This is a genomic window from Pseudonocardia tropica, from assembly GCF_040105315.1.
GTDB classification, from domain to species: domain Bacteria; phylum Actinomycetota; class Actinomycetes; order Mycobacteriales; family Pseudonocardiaceae; genus Pseudonocardia; species Pseudonocardia alni.
Genome location: NZ_JBEDNP010000010.1, coordinates 157,574 through 172,935, shown reverse-complemented (window position 1 = coordinate 172,935; position 15,362 = coordinate 157,574). Strand labels below are relative to the sequence as shown.

Annotated in this window: 12 protein-coding genes and 1 tRNA gene; 5 read left to right on the top strand and 8 right to left on the bottom strand. The window is 75.0% G+C overall.

Translation table 11 applies throughout. From position 1 onward, the window contains the following. Positions 1-24: 24 nt before the first annotated feature. Both WHI96_RS18090 and WHI96_RS18085 read left to right on the top strand, forming a co-directional pair. Positions 25-101, top strand: a tRNA-Pro gene (locus WHI96_RS18090). A 118-nt stretch (positions 102-219) separates the two neighbouring features. Further along, complete coding sequence (locus WHI96_RS18085; protein WP_345644169.1) at positions 220-780, top strand: DUF1707 SHOCT-like domain-containing protein; 561 nt, start codon at positions 220-222, stop codon at positions 778-780. Positions 781-1,012: 232 nt separating this feature from the next. On the opposite strand, the gene WHI96_RS18080 is transcribed toward WHI96_RS18085, so the two are convergent. Continuing rightward, positions 1,013-1,402, bottom strand: a complete 390-nt coding sequence (locus tag WHI96_RS18080; protein WP_345644172.1) for a DUF4870 domain-containing protein — start codon at positions 1,400-1,402, stop codon at positions 1,013-1,015. Positions 1,403-1,761: 359 nt separating this feature from the next. On the opposite strand from WHI96_RS18080, the gene WHI96_RS18075 reads away from it, so the two are divergent. Next, a complete protein-coding gene (locus WHI96_RS18075; protein ID WP_345644175.1) occupies positions 1,762-2,826 on the top strand; it encodes a substrate-binding domain-containing protein in 1,065 nt (354 codons plus the stop codon). Here the strand turns inward: WHI96_RS18075 and WHI96_RS18070 are convergent. Together WHI96_RS18070 and nhaA are read right to left on the bottom strand one after the other, a co-directional pair. Then, complete coding sequence (locus WHI96_RS18070; RefSeq protein WP_345644178.1) at positions 2,775-3,230, bottom strand: hypothetical protein; 456 nt, start codon at positions 3,228-3,230, stop codon at positions 2,775-2,777. The genes WHI96_RS18075 and WHI96_RS18070 overlap by 52 nt on opposite strands. 74 nt (positions 3,231-3,304) lie before the next feature. Continuing rightward, on the bottom strand, positions 3,305-4,645 hold the full coding sequence (nhaA, locus tag WHI96_RS18065; protein WP_345644181.1) for a Na+/H+ antiporter NhaA: 1,341 nt from the start codon (positions 4,643-4,645) through the stop codon (positions 3,305-3,307). Positions 4,646-4,692: 47 nt separating this feature from the next. On the opposite strand from nhaA, the gene WHI96_RS18060 reads away from it, so the two are divergent. Next, positions 4,693-5,217: a DsbA family protein gene (locus WHI96_RS18060; RefSeq protein ID WP_349302418.1), complete on the top strand. Its 525-nt coding sequence runs from the start codon at positions 4,693-4,695 to the stop codon at positions 5,215-5,217. Between the two features lie 4 nt (positions 5,218-5,221). Here the strand turns inward: WHI96_RS18060 and WHI96_RS18055 are convergent, their stop codons facing one another. Continuing rightward, positions 5,222-6,079 carry a universal stress protein gene (locus WHI96_RS18055; RefSeq protein ID WP_345644184.1) on the bottom strand — a complete coding sequence of 286 codons (858 nt, stop codon included), beginning with the start codon at positions 6,077-6,079 and terminating at the stop codon, positions 5,222-5,224. A gap of 188 nt (positions 6,080-6,267) precedes the next feature. Here WHI96_RS18055 and WHI96_RS18050 point away from each other — a divergent pair, with 188 nt between their 5' ends. Beyond that, positions 6,268-7,716 (top strand): flavin-containing monooxygenase, encoded by a 1,449-nt coding sequence (locus WHI96_RS18050; RefSeq protein WP_345644187.1) that lies wholly within the window; start codon positions 6,268-6,270, stop codon positions 7,714-7,716. A gap of 85 nt (positions 7,717-7,801) precedes the next feature. On the opposite strand, the gene WHI96_RS18045 is transcribed toward WHI96_RS18050, so the two are convergent. The 4 genes from WHI96_RS18045 to WHI96_RS18030 all read right to left on the bottom strand — a co-directional run bounded on the left by WHI96_RS18045 (position 7,802) and on the right by WHI96_RS18030 (position 15,328). Then, a complete protein-coding gene (locus WHI96_RS18045) occupies positions 7,802-8,098 on the bottom strand; it encodes a hypothetical protein (RefSeq protein WP_345644190.1) in 297 nt (98 codons plus the stop codon). A 405-nt stretch (positions 8,099-8,503) separates the two neighbouring features. Further along, complete coding sequence (locus WHI96_RS18040; protein WP_345644194.1) at positions 8,504-11,659, bottom strand: DEAD/DEAH box helicase; 3,156 nt, start codon at positions 11,657-11,659, stop codon at positions 8,504-8,506. Beyond that, positions 11,640-12,932 carry an ATP-binding protein gene (locus tag WHI96_RS18035; protein WP_345644196.1) on the bottom strand — a complete coding sequence of 431 codons (1,293 nt, stop codon included), beginning with the start codon at positions 12,930-12,932 and terminating at the stop codon, positions 11,640-11,642. The genes WHI96_RS18040 and WHI96_RS18035 overlap by 20 nt, the downstream gene beginning before the upstream one ends. After that, the gene (locus WHI96_RS18030) at positions 12,929-15,328 is read right to left on the bottom strand and encodes a TerB N-terminal domain-containing protein (protein ID WP_345644199.1); all 2,400 of its coding nucleotides are present in this window, start codon (positions 15,326-15,328) and stop codon (positions 12,929-12,931) included. Before WHI96_RS18030 ends, WHI96_RS18035 begins: the two co-directional genes overlap by 4 nt. Between the last annotated feature and the right edge of the window lie 34 nt (positions 15,329-15,362).

Here is a 15,362-nt window from a genome sequence, read left to right as displayed (position 1 = left end):
GGGACGGGGCTAGACTGCGGGCGACGGGGTGTGGCGCAGCTTGGTAGCGCACTCGCTTTGGGAGCGAGGGGCCGTGGGTTCAAATCCCGCCACCCCGACCAGCGGAACGCACGTCGCGCCGTCCGTCGGCTCGACGAGGCCGTTCTCCGGTGCCCACCGGGGTGAACCTCAGGGACGACCCCGATTCGTCCGTGACTTCCGATCCCTACGGTCGTCCGCATGGCGCCCCACGAGAGCTCCGATGCCCAGGTCTCCGCTCGGGACCTCCGCGTCTCACACGCTGAACGGGATCATGTGTCCGCCGTGCTCGACCGGCACCATCTCGAAGGGCGGCTCGACGGCCCCGAGCTCGCCGAGCGGCTGGCGACCGTGTCGACCGCGATCACCCGGGCTGAGCTGAACAGCGTGGTCGTGGACCTCCCGGGTGCGCTCGACACGGTGCTCGCGCGCGACGTGCTCGAGCTGACGAACACCGCAGGAGACCTCCGACGCTCGGGCGAATGGCTCGTCCCGCCGCGGGTGATCGTGCGGTCCTGGTTCGGCAACGCCCGCCTCGACATGCGCCGCGCGCGGTTCGTCACCGGGCAGGTGCTGGTCGACGTCGAACTGGTGGTGGGGAACCTGGACGTACGGCTACCGGAAGGGGCCACGGTCGACACGACGGACGTGCGCACCGAGGTCGGCACGATCCGCGACGGGCTCGGTCCGTCGGCGTCACGCGGTACGCCGCACGTCGTCATCGTGGGTGGGACACGGGTGGGGAACGTGACCGTGCGCTGACGCCCCGTCGCCTCTGACCTCGTCGACGGCCACGAAGAACAGGCTCGCCCCGCGCCCGTCCGGCGGACGGACCTCGACGCCGCCGTCCCCGGCCACGACGTCCTATCCGAGCGTCTCCGCCCACCACGCTGCGGAGACACCGGGGTCGCGGACGTCGATCGTCAGTGCCTCCCAGGTCACCTTCACGCCGGCCCCTCCGCGGACGCAGCCCACCGGGAAGGACGACGCAGGGTCAGGACAGCACCCGCAGCTGGAACGGGTAGTCGTAGCTCCGGTTGTTCGACGCCCGCACCGCGCCCTTGATGTGGCACCACGCGGACACGACGAACAGCACGACCATGAGCGGGATCGCCACGACGATCCCCACCACGGTGAAGATCAGGATCCAGCTCACGATGAACAGCACCCAGAACGTCAGGTTGAAGTTGAACGCCCCGGCGGCGGCCCGGCGCGCGAACGGGTCGTCCTTCTTGACCAGCCAGACCAGCAGCGGGCCGAGCAGGCTCAGCAGCCCGGCGCTCAGCACCGCGGCGATCGGCGCGGACAGGTGCGCCAGGATCGCGGCGATCCGGCTGCTGTCGGCCGGCGTGGGTGCGGGGCCACCGGCGTACGGCTGTGACATCGGGTTCCTCTCCTCTGGTCCGCGGGCCCGGGCGGCCGCGTTCCGGTTCCGCCGGACGAAGGTCCGCGGTCTCCCGGCCACCCTGCCAGCCACCGGTCCGGAACCGGGAACCGGACAACACGGGCCGATCCGCGATCACCCGGATGTGTGCAGGCAGCGCATGCGGCCTCGAACAAGCAGAGCCGGCCGTGTCCGGCCCGAGCCGCGCGATCCACGGCCACATCGCGGCGGGCGGGGCGCCGGTCCTGGCGGCGCGGTCGATCTGCAGGTCGGCGGGGGGCAGCCGAAGGACTGTGACGGCGGGAACACCCCGCGCCGCACCGGCGTTCCGGTCGTCGAAGCGTCCGTGGGGGGATCCGATGCCGTCGGCTGCGAGACCGTCGTTCACCGTCGGCCTCGTCGTGCCCTCGGCCGGCTCCGAGGGGATCTACGGCCCGTCGTGCATCCTCTGCGCCCGCCTGGCCGCGGAGGAGCTGAACGCGGTGGGCGGGGTCCTCGACCGGCCCGTCCACCTGCGGATCCTCGACGGGTCCGGGGCGCCGGAGCAGGTGGCGACGGCGGTCGCGCAGGCGGCGCGGACGGGGGCGATCGACGCCGTCGTCGGCTGGCACATCTCCCCGGTGCGGGTGCGGCTCGCCTCCGCGCTGCGCGGACTGGTGCCGTACGTGTTCACCGCGCTCTACGAGGGCGGCGAGACCACGCCGGGTGTCGTCCCGATCGGTGAGACACCGGACATCCAGCTCACCCCGGCGCTGCGGTGGATGGCCGAGGAGATCGGCGTCCGGCGCTGGGCGGTGATCGGCAACGACTACCGCTGGCCGCACCGGTCGATCGCGCGGACCCGGGCCGCGCTCGACGGGTCCGGCGGGCCGACGCTGGACCACACCCGGTTCGTGCCGCTCGGCACCTCCGACCACCGGGCGGTGCTCGACGACCTGGCCGACCTCGACGTCGACGGGGTCCTGACGCTGCTCGTCGGCTCCGACGCCGTCGCGTTCCACCGCGAGTTCGCCCGGCGCGGGCTGGAGAGCCGGTACGCCCGGTTCTCCCCGCTGATGGACGAGAGCATGCTCGCCTCCGCCGGGGCCGGGTCGTCGCAGGACGTGTTCACCGCCGCCGGCTACTTCGAGGCCCTCCCGACCGCGGAGAGCCTGGCCTTCGGCGCCCGCTACGCCCGCCGGTTCGGCCCCGGCGCGCCGCTGCCGTGCGCGCCCGGCGAGTCCTGCTACGAGGGCGTCGGGTTCCTCGCCGCCCTGGTGAACCGGGTCGGCACCACCGATCCGATCCGGCTGTCCGAGGCCGCCGGACGGTGCCGCTACGTCGGCCCGCGCGGACCGGTGACGGTGCGCGACGGCCGGGCCGAGCAGCGGATCTACATGGCCGTCGCCGACGGGTCGGGCTTCGACATCCTCGCGTCCCTCTGAGCCCTCCGGGCGATCACGAGCGCGGTCACGACCGCGACGAGGACCAGGATCCCGGCCAGCGGCAGCCCGATCAGCATCATCAGGCCCCCGCCGATGTTGGCGCCGATCACCGCTGCGGTCATGACGCGCCCGGCCCACCCGACCAGCAGGCCCGCCACCACGCACAGCACCACGGGGGACGCCGCGGCCCACCGCCGCACGACGGCGAGGACGCAGCAGGCCAGGCCCACACCCGCGACGACGCCGGTGAGCCACGGCAGCGCCTCCAGCGCGGCCGGCGGGTCGAGGCCCCGCGTCCCGTCGGTGGGAGCGGTGCTGACGTCACCGACCAGGTACCAGGCGACGACGGCCGCGCAGAGCCCGGCGACCAGTCCCACCGGGATCGCGCGCAGAGCGCTGTGCACGGGGGTCTCCTTCTCCTCGGGTCCCGCCACCCTGCCCCGGACGGCGTCGCCGGGCCTCCGTGGAACCACGCAGGTCAGTCCGCCGGCCGCCACGGCCGCGGCGGCAGCGTCGGCAGGCCGCTCGGCGCGCACTGCCCGCCCCGCTCCCCCGCCAGCCGGAACACCAGCCAGCCCGACAGCGCGGCCAGCACCGACCCGGTCAGGATCCCGATCTTCGCCTCGGCGACGAGCAGCTCGTCGGTGAGCGCGAGCTCGGTGACGAACAGGGCGACGGTGAACCCGATGCCCGACAGTGCGGCACCGCCCATGAGCTGGCCCCAGCGCAGCGTGTCGGGCACCCGGCCCAGCCCGGTGCGCAGCGCGATCCAGGTCGCGGCGGCGACGCCGATCGGCTTGCCGACGACCAGGCCGAGCACGATGCCCCAGGTGAGCATCGACGTCGCCGCGGCCGACAGGGTCTCCGAGGAGAGCACCACCCCGGCGTTGGCGAGCACGAACAGCGGCACGATGACGTAGCTGCTCCACGGCTGGATGGCCTGCTGGAGCCGCTCGTTCGGGGAGACGGCGGCGACCGCGACCGCGCGGGCGGTGCGGGCCCGCTCCGGAGTGGGGTCGAGCAGGAAGTTCTTCCCGATCCGGACGGCCTCGACCATCTCGGTGCGGCGCGGGGCGTAGGCGTTGACCAGCAGCCCGAGCGCGACGCCGACGACGCTCGGGTGCACCCCCGACCGCAGCACCGCGACCCAGCACAGGATCCCGACGACGGCGTAGAACGGCGTCCGCCAGAACCGCACCCAGCGCAGCGCGAGCAGCCCGGCGAGCAGCACCACGGCGACGAGCAGCGCGAGCAGGTCGACCTCGTCGGTGTAGAACAGCGCGATCGCCAGCACCGCGCCGATGTCGTCGACGATGGCCAGTGCCAGCAGGAACACGCGCAGCTGGTCCGGGCAGCGCGGCCCGAGCAGCGCGAGCACGCCCAGCATGACCGCGGTGTCGGTGGAGATCGCGATGCCCCAGGCGCCCGCCGCCTCGCCGCCGGCGTTGAGCGCGAGGAAGAACAGCGCGGGCACGACGAGCCCGCCGAGTGCGGCCGCGGCCGGTGCGGCCAGGGCGCGGAACCCGCGCAGCTCGCCCAGCGTCGTCTCGCGGGCGATCTCGAGCCCGACGGAGAGGAAGAACAGCACCATCAGGCCGTCGTTGACCCAGTGCCGCAGGTCCAGGTCGAGCGCGGACCCGCCGAACGACACGGCCAGCGGGGTGTGCCAGAACGTCTCGTAGCCGACGCCGAGGTTGGCCCACAGCAGCGCGACGACGGCCGCCCCGACCAGCAGGACCGCCGATCCGGACTCGGTCCCGAGGAACCGCCGCGCGGCATCGGAGAGGTCGCCGCGCTCGGCTAGGGTCACCACCGCCATGTGCAGATCCTGCCCCGCCCGTCGCGGGACGCGACGAGGAGGCCGCCATCAGCCTGGATCCGCCCGTCGGACCGTACGACCACGTCCTGGGCCCGCCCGAGGCCGAGCTGACGCTGGTGGAGTACGGCGACTTCGAGTGCCCCTACTGCCGCGACGCCGCACCCGTGCTGGAGACGGTCCGCGACCGCTTCGAGGGGCGGCTGCGGTTCGCGTTCCGGCACTTCCCGCTGCACGAGGTGCACCCGCACGCCATCGCGGCCGCCCTCGCCGCGGAGATGGCCGGGTTCGACGGCCGGTTCTGGGAGATGCACGACACGCTGTTCGCCCCCGGTCCGCCGCGGCTGCGCCAGGACGACCTGCGGGAGCACGCCGTCGCCGCGGGGGTGCGGCCGGACCGGGTCGTCTGGCCGGCGACGCGGCTGGCGGAGGACCGGGTCGAGGCCGGGTTCAACGCGGCGGTGCGCTCGGGCGTGCGCGGCACGCCGACCCTGTTCGTCAACGGCGAGCAGTACCGCGGCGACGTCACCGTCGCCGCGCTCACCGCCGCGCTGGACCCCGCGCACCGGTCGTAGCCGCTCAGGCCGTCGCGGCGGGCCCGACCAGCATCACCGGGCAGTCCGCGCGCTGGACCAGCGCGAGCCCGGTCGAGCCGAGCAGCAGCCCGGTGAACCCGCCCCGCCCCCGGGTGGCGACGACGACCAGTCGCGCCGCCCCGCTGCGCTGGGCCAGCACCCGTCCCGGCTCGGCGCGCTCGATCACCCGCTCGACGGCGACGTCGGGATAGCGCTCCGACCAGCCGGCGAGCCGCTCGGCCAGCGCCCGCTCCTCGGCGTCGCGCAGCCGGTCGAACGCACCGGTCGCGCGCAGGGCCGGGGACCGGCCGTCGTGCCAGGCGTGCAGGACGACCAGCCCGGTGCGGTGCTCGGCGGCCGCGGCGAAGGCGTGCTCCAGCGCGACGTCGGACAGCGGACCGCCGTCGATCCCGACCAGGACCGGCCCGTCGGACGACGTACCGCGGACGACGACGACCGGGCAGCCCGCGTGCGAGGCCACGGCGAGGGTCACCGACCCCAGCGCGGTGCCCATCGTCCCGCGCCCGGCGGACCCGAGCACCAGCAGCTCCGCCGTGGCGGACCGATCGACCAACGCCGTCGACGGCGCCCGCCGGTCCTCGGCGACGTCGACCGCGACCTCGGGTGCGGCCTGCGCGGCGGCGTGCCGGGCCGCGTCGAGGGTCGCGCGGGACTCCTCGCGGATCGACTCCTCGACGTCGTCGAGCAGGGGTGCGACGGCGGCGTCCGCGTACAGCCCGGCCACGTCGAAGGCCTGCACGAGCAGCAGGTCGGCATGCCGGGCCGCGGCCTCGCGGGCCGCCCACGCGACGGCGTCCAGGGCCGCGTCCGATCCGTCCACGCCGACGACGACGGTGCTCATCACGGTGCTCCGTTCCCGGCCGGCCCGGTGTCGGCCGTTCACCCTCCACTGTGCTCCGCCGCGGGCCGGGCCGCACGGCCCCGTCGTGTGAGGTCGGAGACGGCCCGCACGGGCCGGGACGGGCACCCGGGGCCCCGGGCCGCGTCGCTACGGTGATCGCTGCTGCATTCCGGAGACAGGGAGGTCCCGTGCACGCACCGAGCGTTCTCGTGGTCGGCGCCGGGTTCGGCGGCATCGCCGCCGCGATCGAGCTGCGGGCCCACGGCATCCGCGACGTCACGATCGTCGACGCCGCCGAGGGCATCGGCGGTACGTGGCTGCACAACATCTACCCGGGCGCCGCCTGCGACGTGCCGAGCCACCTCTACTCGTACTCGTTCGCCCAGCGCACCGACTGGTCGCGGCTCTGCTCCCCGCAGCCCGAGATCCTGGCCTACCTGCGCGGTGTCGCCGCCGAGTTCGGGGTCGACGAGCTGGTGCGGACCGGTGTGCGGATCGTCGACGCCCGGCGCGACGAGGCCGACGGACCGTGGACGGTCACCGCCGACGACGGCCGCACCTGGACCCCCGACGTGCTGATCGTCGCGACCGGTCAGCTGAACCGGCCGGTGTCCCCCGACCTGCCCGGCGTCGACTCGTTCACCGGGACGATGTTCCACTCCGCGCGCTGGGACCACGACCACGACCTGCGCGGACGCCGCGTCGCCGTGATCGGGACCGGCGCCAGTGCCGTGCAGTTCGTGCCGGCGATCGCCCCCGAGGTGGGGCACATGACGGTGTTCCAGCGGTCCGGGAACTGGTTCCTGCCGCGGCGGAACCGGAGGTTCCCGGCGTGGTGGCGGGCCGCGATCGCGCGGGTGCCCGGCCTGCAGCGGGCCCGGCGCCGGTTCATCACCGGGTACTGCGAGTCGCTGACGTTGATGATCCGCCACCCCGCCACCTGGGGCCGGCCGGGGCGGCTCTACGCGACGCTGTTCATGCGGGCCCAGCTGCGCGACCCCGAGGTCCGCCGCAAGGTCTGGCCGGACTACACCTTCGGCTGCAAGCGCATCCTGTTCAGCTCGCACTGGCTGCCCGCGCTGCAGCGGCCCAACGTCGAGGTCGAGACGTCGCGCATCGTCGCCGTCGAGCCGACCGGGGTGCGCACCGAGGACGGCACGCTGCACGAGGTCGACACGATCATCTGGGGCACCGGGTTCGCCGCGACCGACTTCATGTTCCCGATGGAGATCAGCGGCCCGGGTGGACGGTCGCTGCGTACCGAGTGGAAGGACGGCGCGCACGCCTACCTCGGCATGACCGTCCCCGGGTTCCCGTCGCTGTTCGTGCTCTACGGCCCGAACACCAACACCTCCGGCGGCTCGATCATCCGGTACCTGGAGCACCAGGTCCGCTACGTCCGCGAGGCCCTGCAGGAGGCGGCCCGCCGCGGCGCGTCCGGTGTGGAGGTCCGCCCCGAGGTCGAGCAGGCCTACGACGAGGAGGTCCAGGCCCGCTTCCCCGGCACCGCGTGGACCCGCTGCGACTCCTGGTACCGCGACGACACCGGGCGGATCGTCACCAACTGGCCCGGCTACATGCGCGAGTACGACGAGCGCACCCGCCGCGTCGAGCCGTCGGACTACGTCTTCCACTGAGGCCGACGGCCCGGCCGGCCCCGGAGACGGAACCGCCCCCCGCACCCCGTGGCGGCGGGGTGCGGGGGGCGGAGGCGTGTGCGGGTCAGTCGCACTTCGTGGGGTTGTCCCGGTTCTGGGCCGCCCCGCCACCGAGGACCCCGAGCACGTTGCCCAGGGCCGCGTTGACGCCCGGGCAGACGTTGGCGTTGTTGAGGACGTTGACGTCGTCGAGGTTCACCAGGCCGAACTGGTCGCCGCGCGTGTTGCCGACGTCCTGGACGAACGAGTCGCCGTCGCCGTCGTCGTCGGTGTGGGTCGCGGGCGCAGCCGACGCCAGCGGGCTGAGGGCCACCATGGTGGCGATGACGGCGACGCCGGTGACCGCGAGCTTCCTGCGCATGTCGTTCTCCCCGATCGTGTCCGGTGGGACGGACGTGCCGCACGGTTCCCGTGAGCACCACCGGGACGCCTGTGCGTCGCGGCAAGCGGACAGTAGGCAGGCGCTCACCGGCGGGGATACGGCCGCGACACCAACGGGTGACCCGGTCACCACCGGTATCGGAAGTGTGGTGTGAAACGGACGGAACCGGTTCTCCCAGGACGCCGGACACCCTGCGTCCCCACGTCCGGGGCGGTCGATGCGAAGGGTGACCGGCCGACCGGACCGTGCGCAGGGGCCGACCACTCGCGGGGGTGAATCCGTGACCGGCGTGTCGCGGGCCCCGGCGTGTCGCGGCGGGACCGGGGCGTCCGGGGCGGGAGGAGAACCCCGGTGAGGTGCGCGCGGCGAGACGGCCGCGGCCGGTCAGGCCGCGAGCACCCGGCTGCGGGACACCACGTCGAGGTGGCGCCGGCTCTCCGCCGACAGGTCCCGCCCGGCGGTGAGCCGGTCGTGCACCGTCGCGACGACGCCGTCGCCGACGGCCCAGAGCCGGGCCACCTCGATCAGCTGGTCGGTCTCGGCGCTGGTGACCTCGCCGTCGTCGAGGGCACGGGCGACGGCCTCGGCGTAGGCGGTGCTCGCCGCGTCCGGCCAGACACCGGCACCGGTGCGCGCGTCCGCGGCGGGGTCCGACCCGCTGCGGTGCAGCACGCGGCCCGACGGCGGTGCGGGCGTCCACGACGCGGGCACCACCACGGGCCGGGCGCCGAGCCCCGCCGGGTCGGTGTGCCCGGCCGCGGCGAGCTGGGCGGCGAGCAGACCCGCGGTGGCGCGGGCATCCCCCGCGGCGCTGTGCGCGGCGCGCAGCGGGACCCCGTAGGAGGCACAGGCGTCGGGCAGCCGCCGCCCGGTGCGCCCGGGAACCTCCGGTAGCCGGTCCAGCAGCCGCATGGTGCACAGCGCCGGCCACGCCGGTGGAGTGTGGCCGGCGCGCTCGAACTCGGCGGTCAGGAACCGCAGGTCGAAGCTCGCGTTGTGGGCGGCGACGACCCGGCCGGACAGGCGTTCGGCGAGGTCGCCCGCGATGTCGGCGAACCGCGGGGCACCCGCCAGGTCGGCGGGGCGCAGCCCGTGGACCCGCGCCGGGCCGGGGTGGCGCTCCGGGTCGAGCAGGGTGTGCCACTCGTCCTCGACGGTGCCGTCGGCTCGGCAGCGCACCACGGCGATCTCGACGATCCGGTGCCCGCTGCTCGGTGCGAGGCCGGTGGTCTCGACGTCGACGACGGCGTAGCCCGTCCCGGCCGGGATCGCCCCGGCACCGGACAGCGTGAGCACCGTCGTGGGCTCCTCGACCGGCAGCGCGACCGCGGCCTCGGCGGGGACGGGGCGCGGGGCGGGGGTGCGGGTGCGCAGCCAGCTCCACACCGCGTCGACGTCGAGCGCCCGGGCGGCGTAGGCCTGGTCGAGCAGGCGGGGCGAGAGGACCTCGTCCCACTTCTCCTCGGCCTTGGCCGCCACCGTCGCGGCGAGGTCGACCGGGTCGGGCGCCGGGGCGTGGGCGAGCGCGGCGAGCGCGTCCTCGACCTGCGGCAGCGGCGCCGAGACCCGCAGGGCGGGACCCTCCCGCCCCGCCCGCAGCCCGCGCTGGTGCAGGGCCACCAGCAGGGTGTCGAGCATCCGGTCGCCGCGCCACGGGAGGACGAGCGTGGACGTGCCGCGTGGGATCAGGTCGGTGTCGCGCAGGCCGAGGCGGTCGAACGCCCGCCGTGCGGTGTCGAGGAGATCGCGGGCCGGGTCGTCGAGGAGGTCGGCGATGCCGTCGTCCTCACCGCGGTAGACCTCCAGCATCTCCTCGCGGACCCGGTCGTGGACCCGGGCGGCGCCGGTCGGCGGGAAGCTCGCGACCGAGCCGCGGCTGTCGGGGACGACCTCGACCACCGACTCCCCCGGGTACACCGCGACCACCCGCCAGCGCCGTCCGGCCAGGACCAGGTTCGAGTCCGGGACCAGCGGCGACCCGGCGTCGACCGAGCCGATCTCCTGCCCGGCGGCGACGACGCGGTACGTGGCGGGGGTGTCGAAGGCGGCGAGGAAGGAGTAGTGCTCGATCTCCCGTTCGCCCCGGCCGCCGGGGAGCAGCGTGCCGTCGCCCGCGGTCATCAGCATGTCGGCGTCGTGCAGGGCGTCGAGCAGCCGATGGAAGGTCTCGCCGTCGACCCGGCGGAACGGCCCGCGCGAGCACAGCGCGGACTCGGCCTGCCCGGGCCGCACCCCGCCGAACTGGGCGGTCAGCGACAGGACCTGCTGGACGATCGTCGAGAGGTGCAGGCCGCCGTGCTCGGGGGGCTCACACCAGTCGTGCACCCGGATCAGGCGCAGCATCGCGGCCGTCTGCACGAGCTGCGGACGGAGCTCGTCCACCGGCTCGGGATCGTCGGCCAGCTCGTTCTCGGCGACGTAGGTCCGCAGGACGGAGCGGTCCCCCGGTCTCCGGCCGGCCCGACCCCACCGCTGTCGCAGGGCCGCGACCGACGGGGGCGGCCCGACCTGTGCGACCTCGCGGACCTGGCCGATGTCGACGCCCATCTCCAGCGTCGAGGTGCAGACCGCCGTGGCCGGGAGGTCGGTAGAGCGCAGCCGCTCCTCGACGTCCTCGCGCTCGACCTTGGACAGGCTGCCGTGGTGGGCGAAGAACTCGTTCGGGGTCCCGGTGCGCTCGCACTCCTGCCGCAGCCGGTCCGCGTAGTACTCGACGTCGCTGCGGGCGTTGGCGAACACCAGGTTCGTCGACCCGCGGAACCGGGTGTGCAGCCGGCGCGCCACGGCCGACGAGCCACCGGCTCCACGGGTGGTGAGGTGGCCGTGGATCCGGGTCCGGCGGTCGCGCCCGTCGACGGTCGACTCCACGACCTGCACCCGGCCGCCGAGGCCGGGACGCAGGAACTCGGCGGCGGCGTCGAGCTTCCCCACGGTCGCGGACAGCCCGATCCGCGGGACCCGTCGGCGCGCCAGCAGGTCCACCCGGTGCATCAGCGAGGACAGCTGCGCGCCCCGGGCGCTGCCCGGGAACGCGTGCAGCTCGTCGACCACGATGAACCGCAGGTCCCCGAGCAGCGACTTCGCCCGTTCCCCGCGGTGGCAGAGGATGCCCTCCACCGACTCCGGGGTGATCAGCAGGACCCCGGCCCGGTCCCGCCACACCTTCTTCCGGCGCCCGGCCGGGACGTCCCCGTGCCACGGGTGCACCGGGATCCCCAGCTCCTCCCCCAGCGGCTCCAGCCGTCGCAGCTGGTCGTTGATCAGCGCCTTGAGCGGTGACAGGTACAGCACCTCGACGCCACCGGGAGGCGTGCCCGCCTCGCGGCGCTCCACCAGGTGCGAGAGCACCGGCAGGAAGGCCGCCTCGGTCTTGCCCCCGGCCGTCGACGCGGTGATCAGGACGTCGGGCCCGGCGGCCAGGATCGGCTCGACCGAGCGGGCCTGCACGTCGTGCAGACCCTCCCAGCCCTGGCCGTGGATCCAGCGGCGGACCGGCTCGGCGAGGCGGGCGTAGGCCGAGTCAGAAGCTGACGAGGTCATCGTCGTCCTCCAGGGGCGTGAGGTCGGGGTTCTCCTCGACGACGACGGCGGTGTGCCCCAGGACCTCCTGCCAGTCCCGTCCCGGGTTCTGCTCGAGCAGGGACAGCAGGTCGCAGAAGGCCTTGATCGTGTTCCGCGGGGTGCGGAAGTAGGCGTCGCCGATCTGGCGGCGGCAGTGCGCCATGAACGCGTCGACGGCCTCGTCGGGGACGAGGTACTTCGCCGGGTCCCCGGAGGCGTAGACGTGCCGGACGTTCTCCAGCAGCACGTGGAAGTCCTCCGGCGTGAGCTGCTCCAGCCGCAGCACCGGGCCGGAGTAGTCGACGAGGTCCGAGGTCGAGAACCGGTTCTCCCCGAGCCGCGAGGCGAGCGCGCCGTAGGAGTACAGGCCGCGCCGGGAGTCGGTGAGGAAGTCCGGGGTGCCGCCGAACACGAAGCCGAGGCCCTCGGCGTTGCCCTGCAGGACGTCGTTGACGATCCGCAGGATCTGCTCGTAGTTGGCCTCGCGGGCGCCCTTGTGCGCGATCTTGTAGAGGTTGACCATCTCGTCGAGGCAGACCAGCAGCCCCTGGTAGCCGGCGAGCCGGACGAACCGGGCGAGCAGCTTGAGCTGGTCGTAGAACGACGCGTCGTCGACGATCGTGCGCACGCCGAGGTCGGCCTTCGCCTCGGTCCTGGTCGAGTACTCGCCCCGCAGCCAGCGCACGGCGTGCGCCTGCAGGGCGTCGTCGTCGGTGTCGTGGCCCCGCCAGTACGCGTCGATCACGATCGCGAAGTCGTAGCCGCCGACCAGCTCGGTCAGCTCGTCGAGCCGGGCCCGGATCACCGTGCTCGGGGTGGTGCCCTGCTCGCGGGCGGCGTCCATGGCCTGGGTGACGAACCGCTCGACGACCGCGGCCAGCGCTCCGTCGGACCGGGCCTGGGTGCCGGTGTTGCGCATCAGCTCGGTGTAGAGGCCGCGGGCCTGGCCCCCCGTCGACGCCAGCCGCCGCCCCGGGTTCAGATCCGCGTGCAGCGTGACCAGCTTCTTCTGCGCCGCGACGGCGCGCACGAGGTTGAGGAAGAAGGTCTTGCCCGAGCCGTAGTCGCCGATCACGAACCGGACCGCGGACCCACCGTCGGAGATCCGGCCGATGTCGGCCAGCAACGCCTGCAGCTCGGGCGCGCGGCCGACCTGGATCAGGTGCTGTCCGGTCCGTGGGACCACGCCGGCCCGCAGGGACTGGATCAGCGCGTCGCGGTCGCGGGCCTTGATCCGTGCCGGTCGGGTCATGCGCGCATCTCCTCCAGGATGTCGGTGTCGACGACGACGGAGCCGTCGTCCAGCAGTTCGATGACGACGTCGTCGGCGAGGTCGTGGGCGGCCTCGTTGACGACGTCGAGAGCGCCGTCGGGCAGGACGCCGACGCGGGCGCAGGCCGCCTCCCAGTCGGACCGGGACCACTCGCCCGCCTCGGCGAGGTCGAGCAGGAGCGTCGAGTGCCTGCCGTCGAGCGGGCCGACGCGACGGCCGTCGACGACCGGGCCGGGCGCGGCTCCGTCGCCGGTCGCGGCCTCGGTGGGCTCCTCGGACTCGTCCTCGTCGGGGTCGGCGAAGATCGCGCCGAGCAGGGCTCGGACGTCCGCGTTCGAGGCCTGGGTGCGGGCCAGGCGGGCCTCGTCGAGCGAGACCGTACGCGGTGCGGGCACGACGACCACCGGGTCGGGCCGGGACGTCCCCGGCGCGCCGGGGGGTTCGGGACGTGGGCTGGGTCGCGGGGGCACGCCCTCGGGAGCACGTCCGCCGGGGGCGGGGCCGTCGGGCCCGGGGACGGGGCCGTCGGGCCCGGTGTCCCCCGGCGTCGGGCCGCCGGACGTCGTGTCCGCGGGCGCAGGACGGCCGGGCGTCGCGCTCCCGGGCTCCGGGATGTCGGCCTCGCGGTCCCGCGGCGCGTCGTCCACGGGCGCGTCGTCCACGGGCGCGGAGGCGGCGGGCGCGTCCACCGTCCCCGCTGCCGCCCCGGACGGGGTCGGGTCGGACGCGGGGCCGTCGGGCTCGGCGGCGGGTCCGTCGGGGTCCTCCGGCACCGCCGGTTCGTGGGCGGCTGCCGGAGCCGGGGCGGGCGAGGCGGTGGTGGCGACCAGCCGCGGGTCGTCCGCGGCGACCCCCAGCACCTCGTGCACCGCGACGACGACCCGCAGCTCGTCGGGCCCGATCGCCCCGTCCGCCAGCGCCACGTCGATGACCGCCCCGGCCAGCTCCCGACGGGATCCCGCGTCCAGCGCGGCGGCGCGGACGGTCGCCTCGTCCAGGTCCACCCGTCGCTCGCCGACGAGGACACGGTGGGCACCGAGGCGGGCCCGTTCGGAGGCGTTCAGCTCCTCGATCCGGTCGACCCGGTCGGTCAGCAGCTCGACCTCGGCGTCGTCGATCCGCCCGTCGGCCGCGGCGACCGCGAGGCAGAGCTCGGTGGCGACCGCGGCCAGCACGTAGGCCGGGCCCGGAGCCGACACCGGCTCGGCACCGGTGCGGAACAGGACGGCCGGACCGTCGTCGCCGAGCGGGCCGCCGCCGAACCGGACGTCGGGCTCGACGCCGAGGCCACGCCGTTCCAGCACCTGCGCGAGCGCGAGCGAACCGGCCCGGTCCAGCTCACCGGACCACCGCTGCGCCAGCTCCGCCGCGTGTACGACGACCGGGCCGCCGGCGGCGACCGCCTCGGCCGCCCAGTCCAGCAGCGGCACGACCGCGGCGTAGGCGCCACTGCCCGACAGCAGCGGCTCGGGCAGCAGTGCCGCCTGGGCGGCCACGTCGGTCGCGCTGTCCGGCCTGCGGGCGACCCGGTGCGCGAACGGGGCGAGCTCCCGCTCGACCTCGGCGGTGACCGCGCGCAGGGCCGCGAGGGCGACCGGGTGGTCGACGACGTCGGACGCATCGGCCACCGTGCGTTCGATCGGCCGCGGCAGGGTCGGGTTGGCCGGGACGTACTCCAGCACCAGCCGCCGGCGCCGCGTCGGGATCGTGAGGCCGTGCGGGTGGCGGGCCCGGAAGTGGTGGCGCCACAGCTCGGCGAACTGCTCCGGGGCACGTCGGGCGGCCTCGCCGTGGGGCACCTCCGGCGAGTACCACGCCCAGGCCAGGGCCCACTCGGCCGACAGCGGCGTGGCGGCCAGCGCCTGTCGTCCCACCTCGACGGCGAGCATCGAGGGGAACGCCGCGGGGAAGGGCACCGTCGGCGGCGGGGGCGTGCCCCGCGGCGGCTGTGCCAGCCCGGCGGCGAGCGCGGCGACCGAGGGATCGGTGGCGCCGTAGATCGCGCCGAGCGCACGGGCCTCGGCGAGCAGGGTCGGGTCGTCGTCGCCGTCGACGAGCAGCCGCCGTTCGAGCCCGAGCAGGTACAGCGCCGCCCACGCCGGGGGCGCCTGAGCGGCGCGGCGCCCGGTCGCGAGCCACATCAGGTAGGCGCCGCGGGCCGCCGGGGAGAACCGGTCGTAGGCCGGCGCACCGACGGTGTGGCCGTCCCAGTCCGGGAACTGCAGGTCGACGGTGAGGTACGGGTCGACCGTCGACGGCTCGGGCCCCGGACCGAGGTAGAAGCCGCCGTCACGCACGGTCACCCCGCCGACCGTGACCGCCCGCCCGGGTGGGCACCAGGTGGAGGAGCGTCCGCCGTCGCTACCCGTGGTCACCGTGCCCGTACTCCCTGTCCGCCGCCGCTGGTCC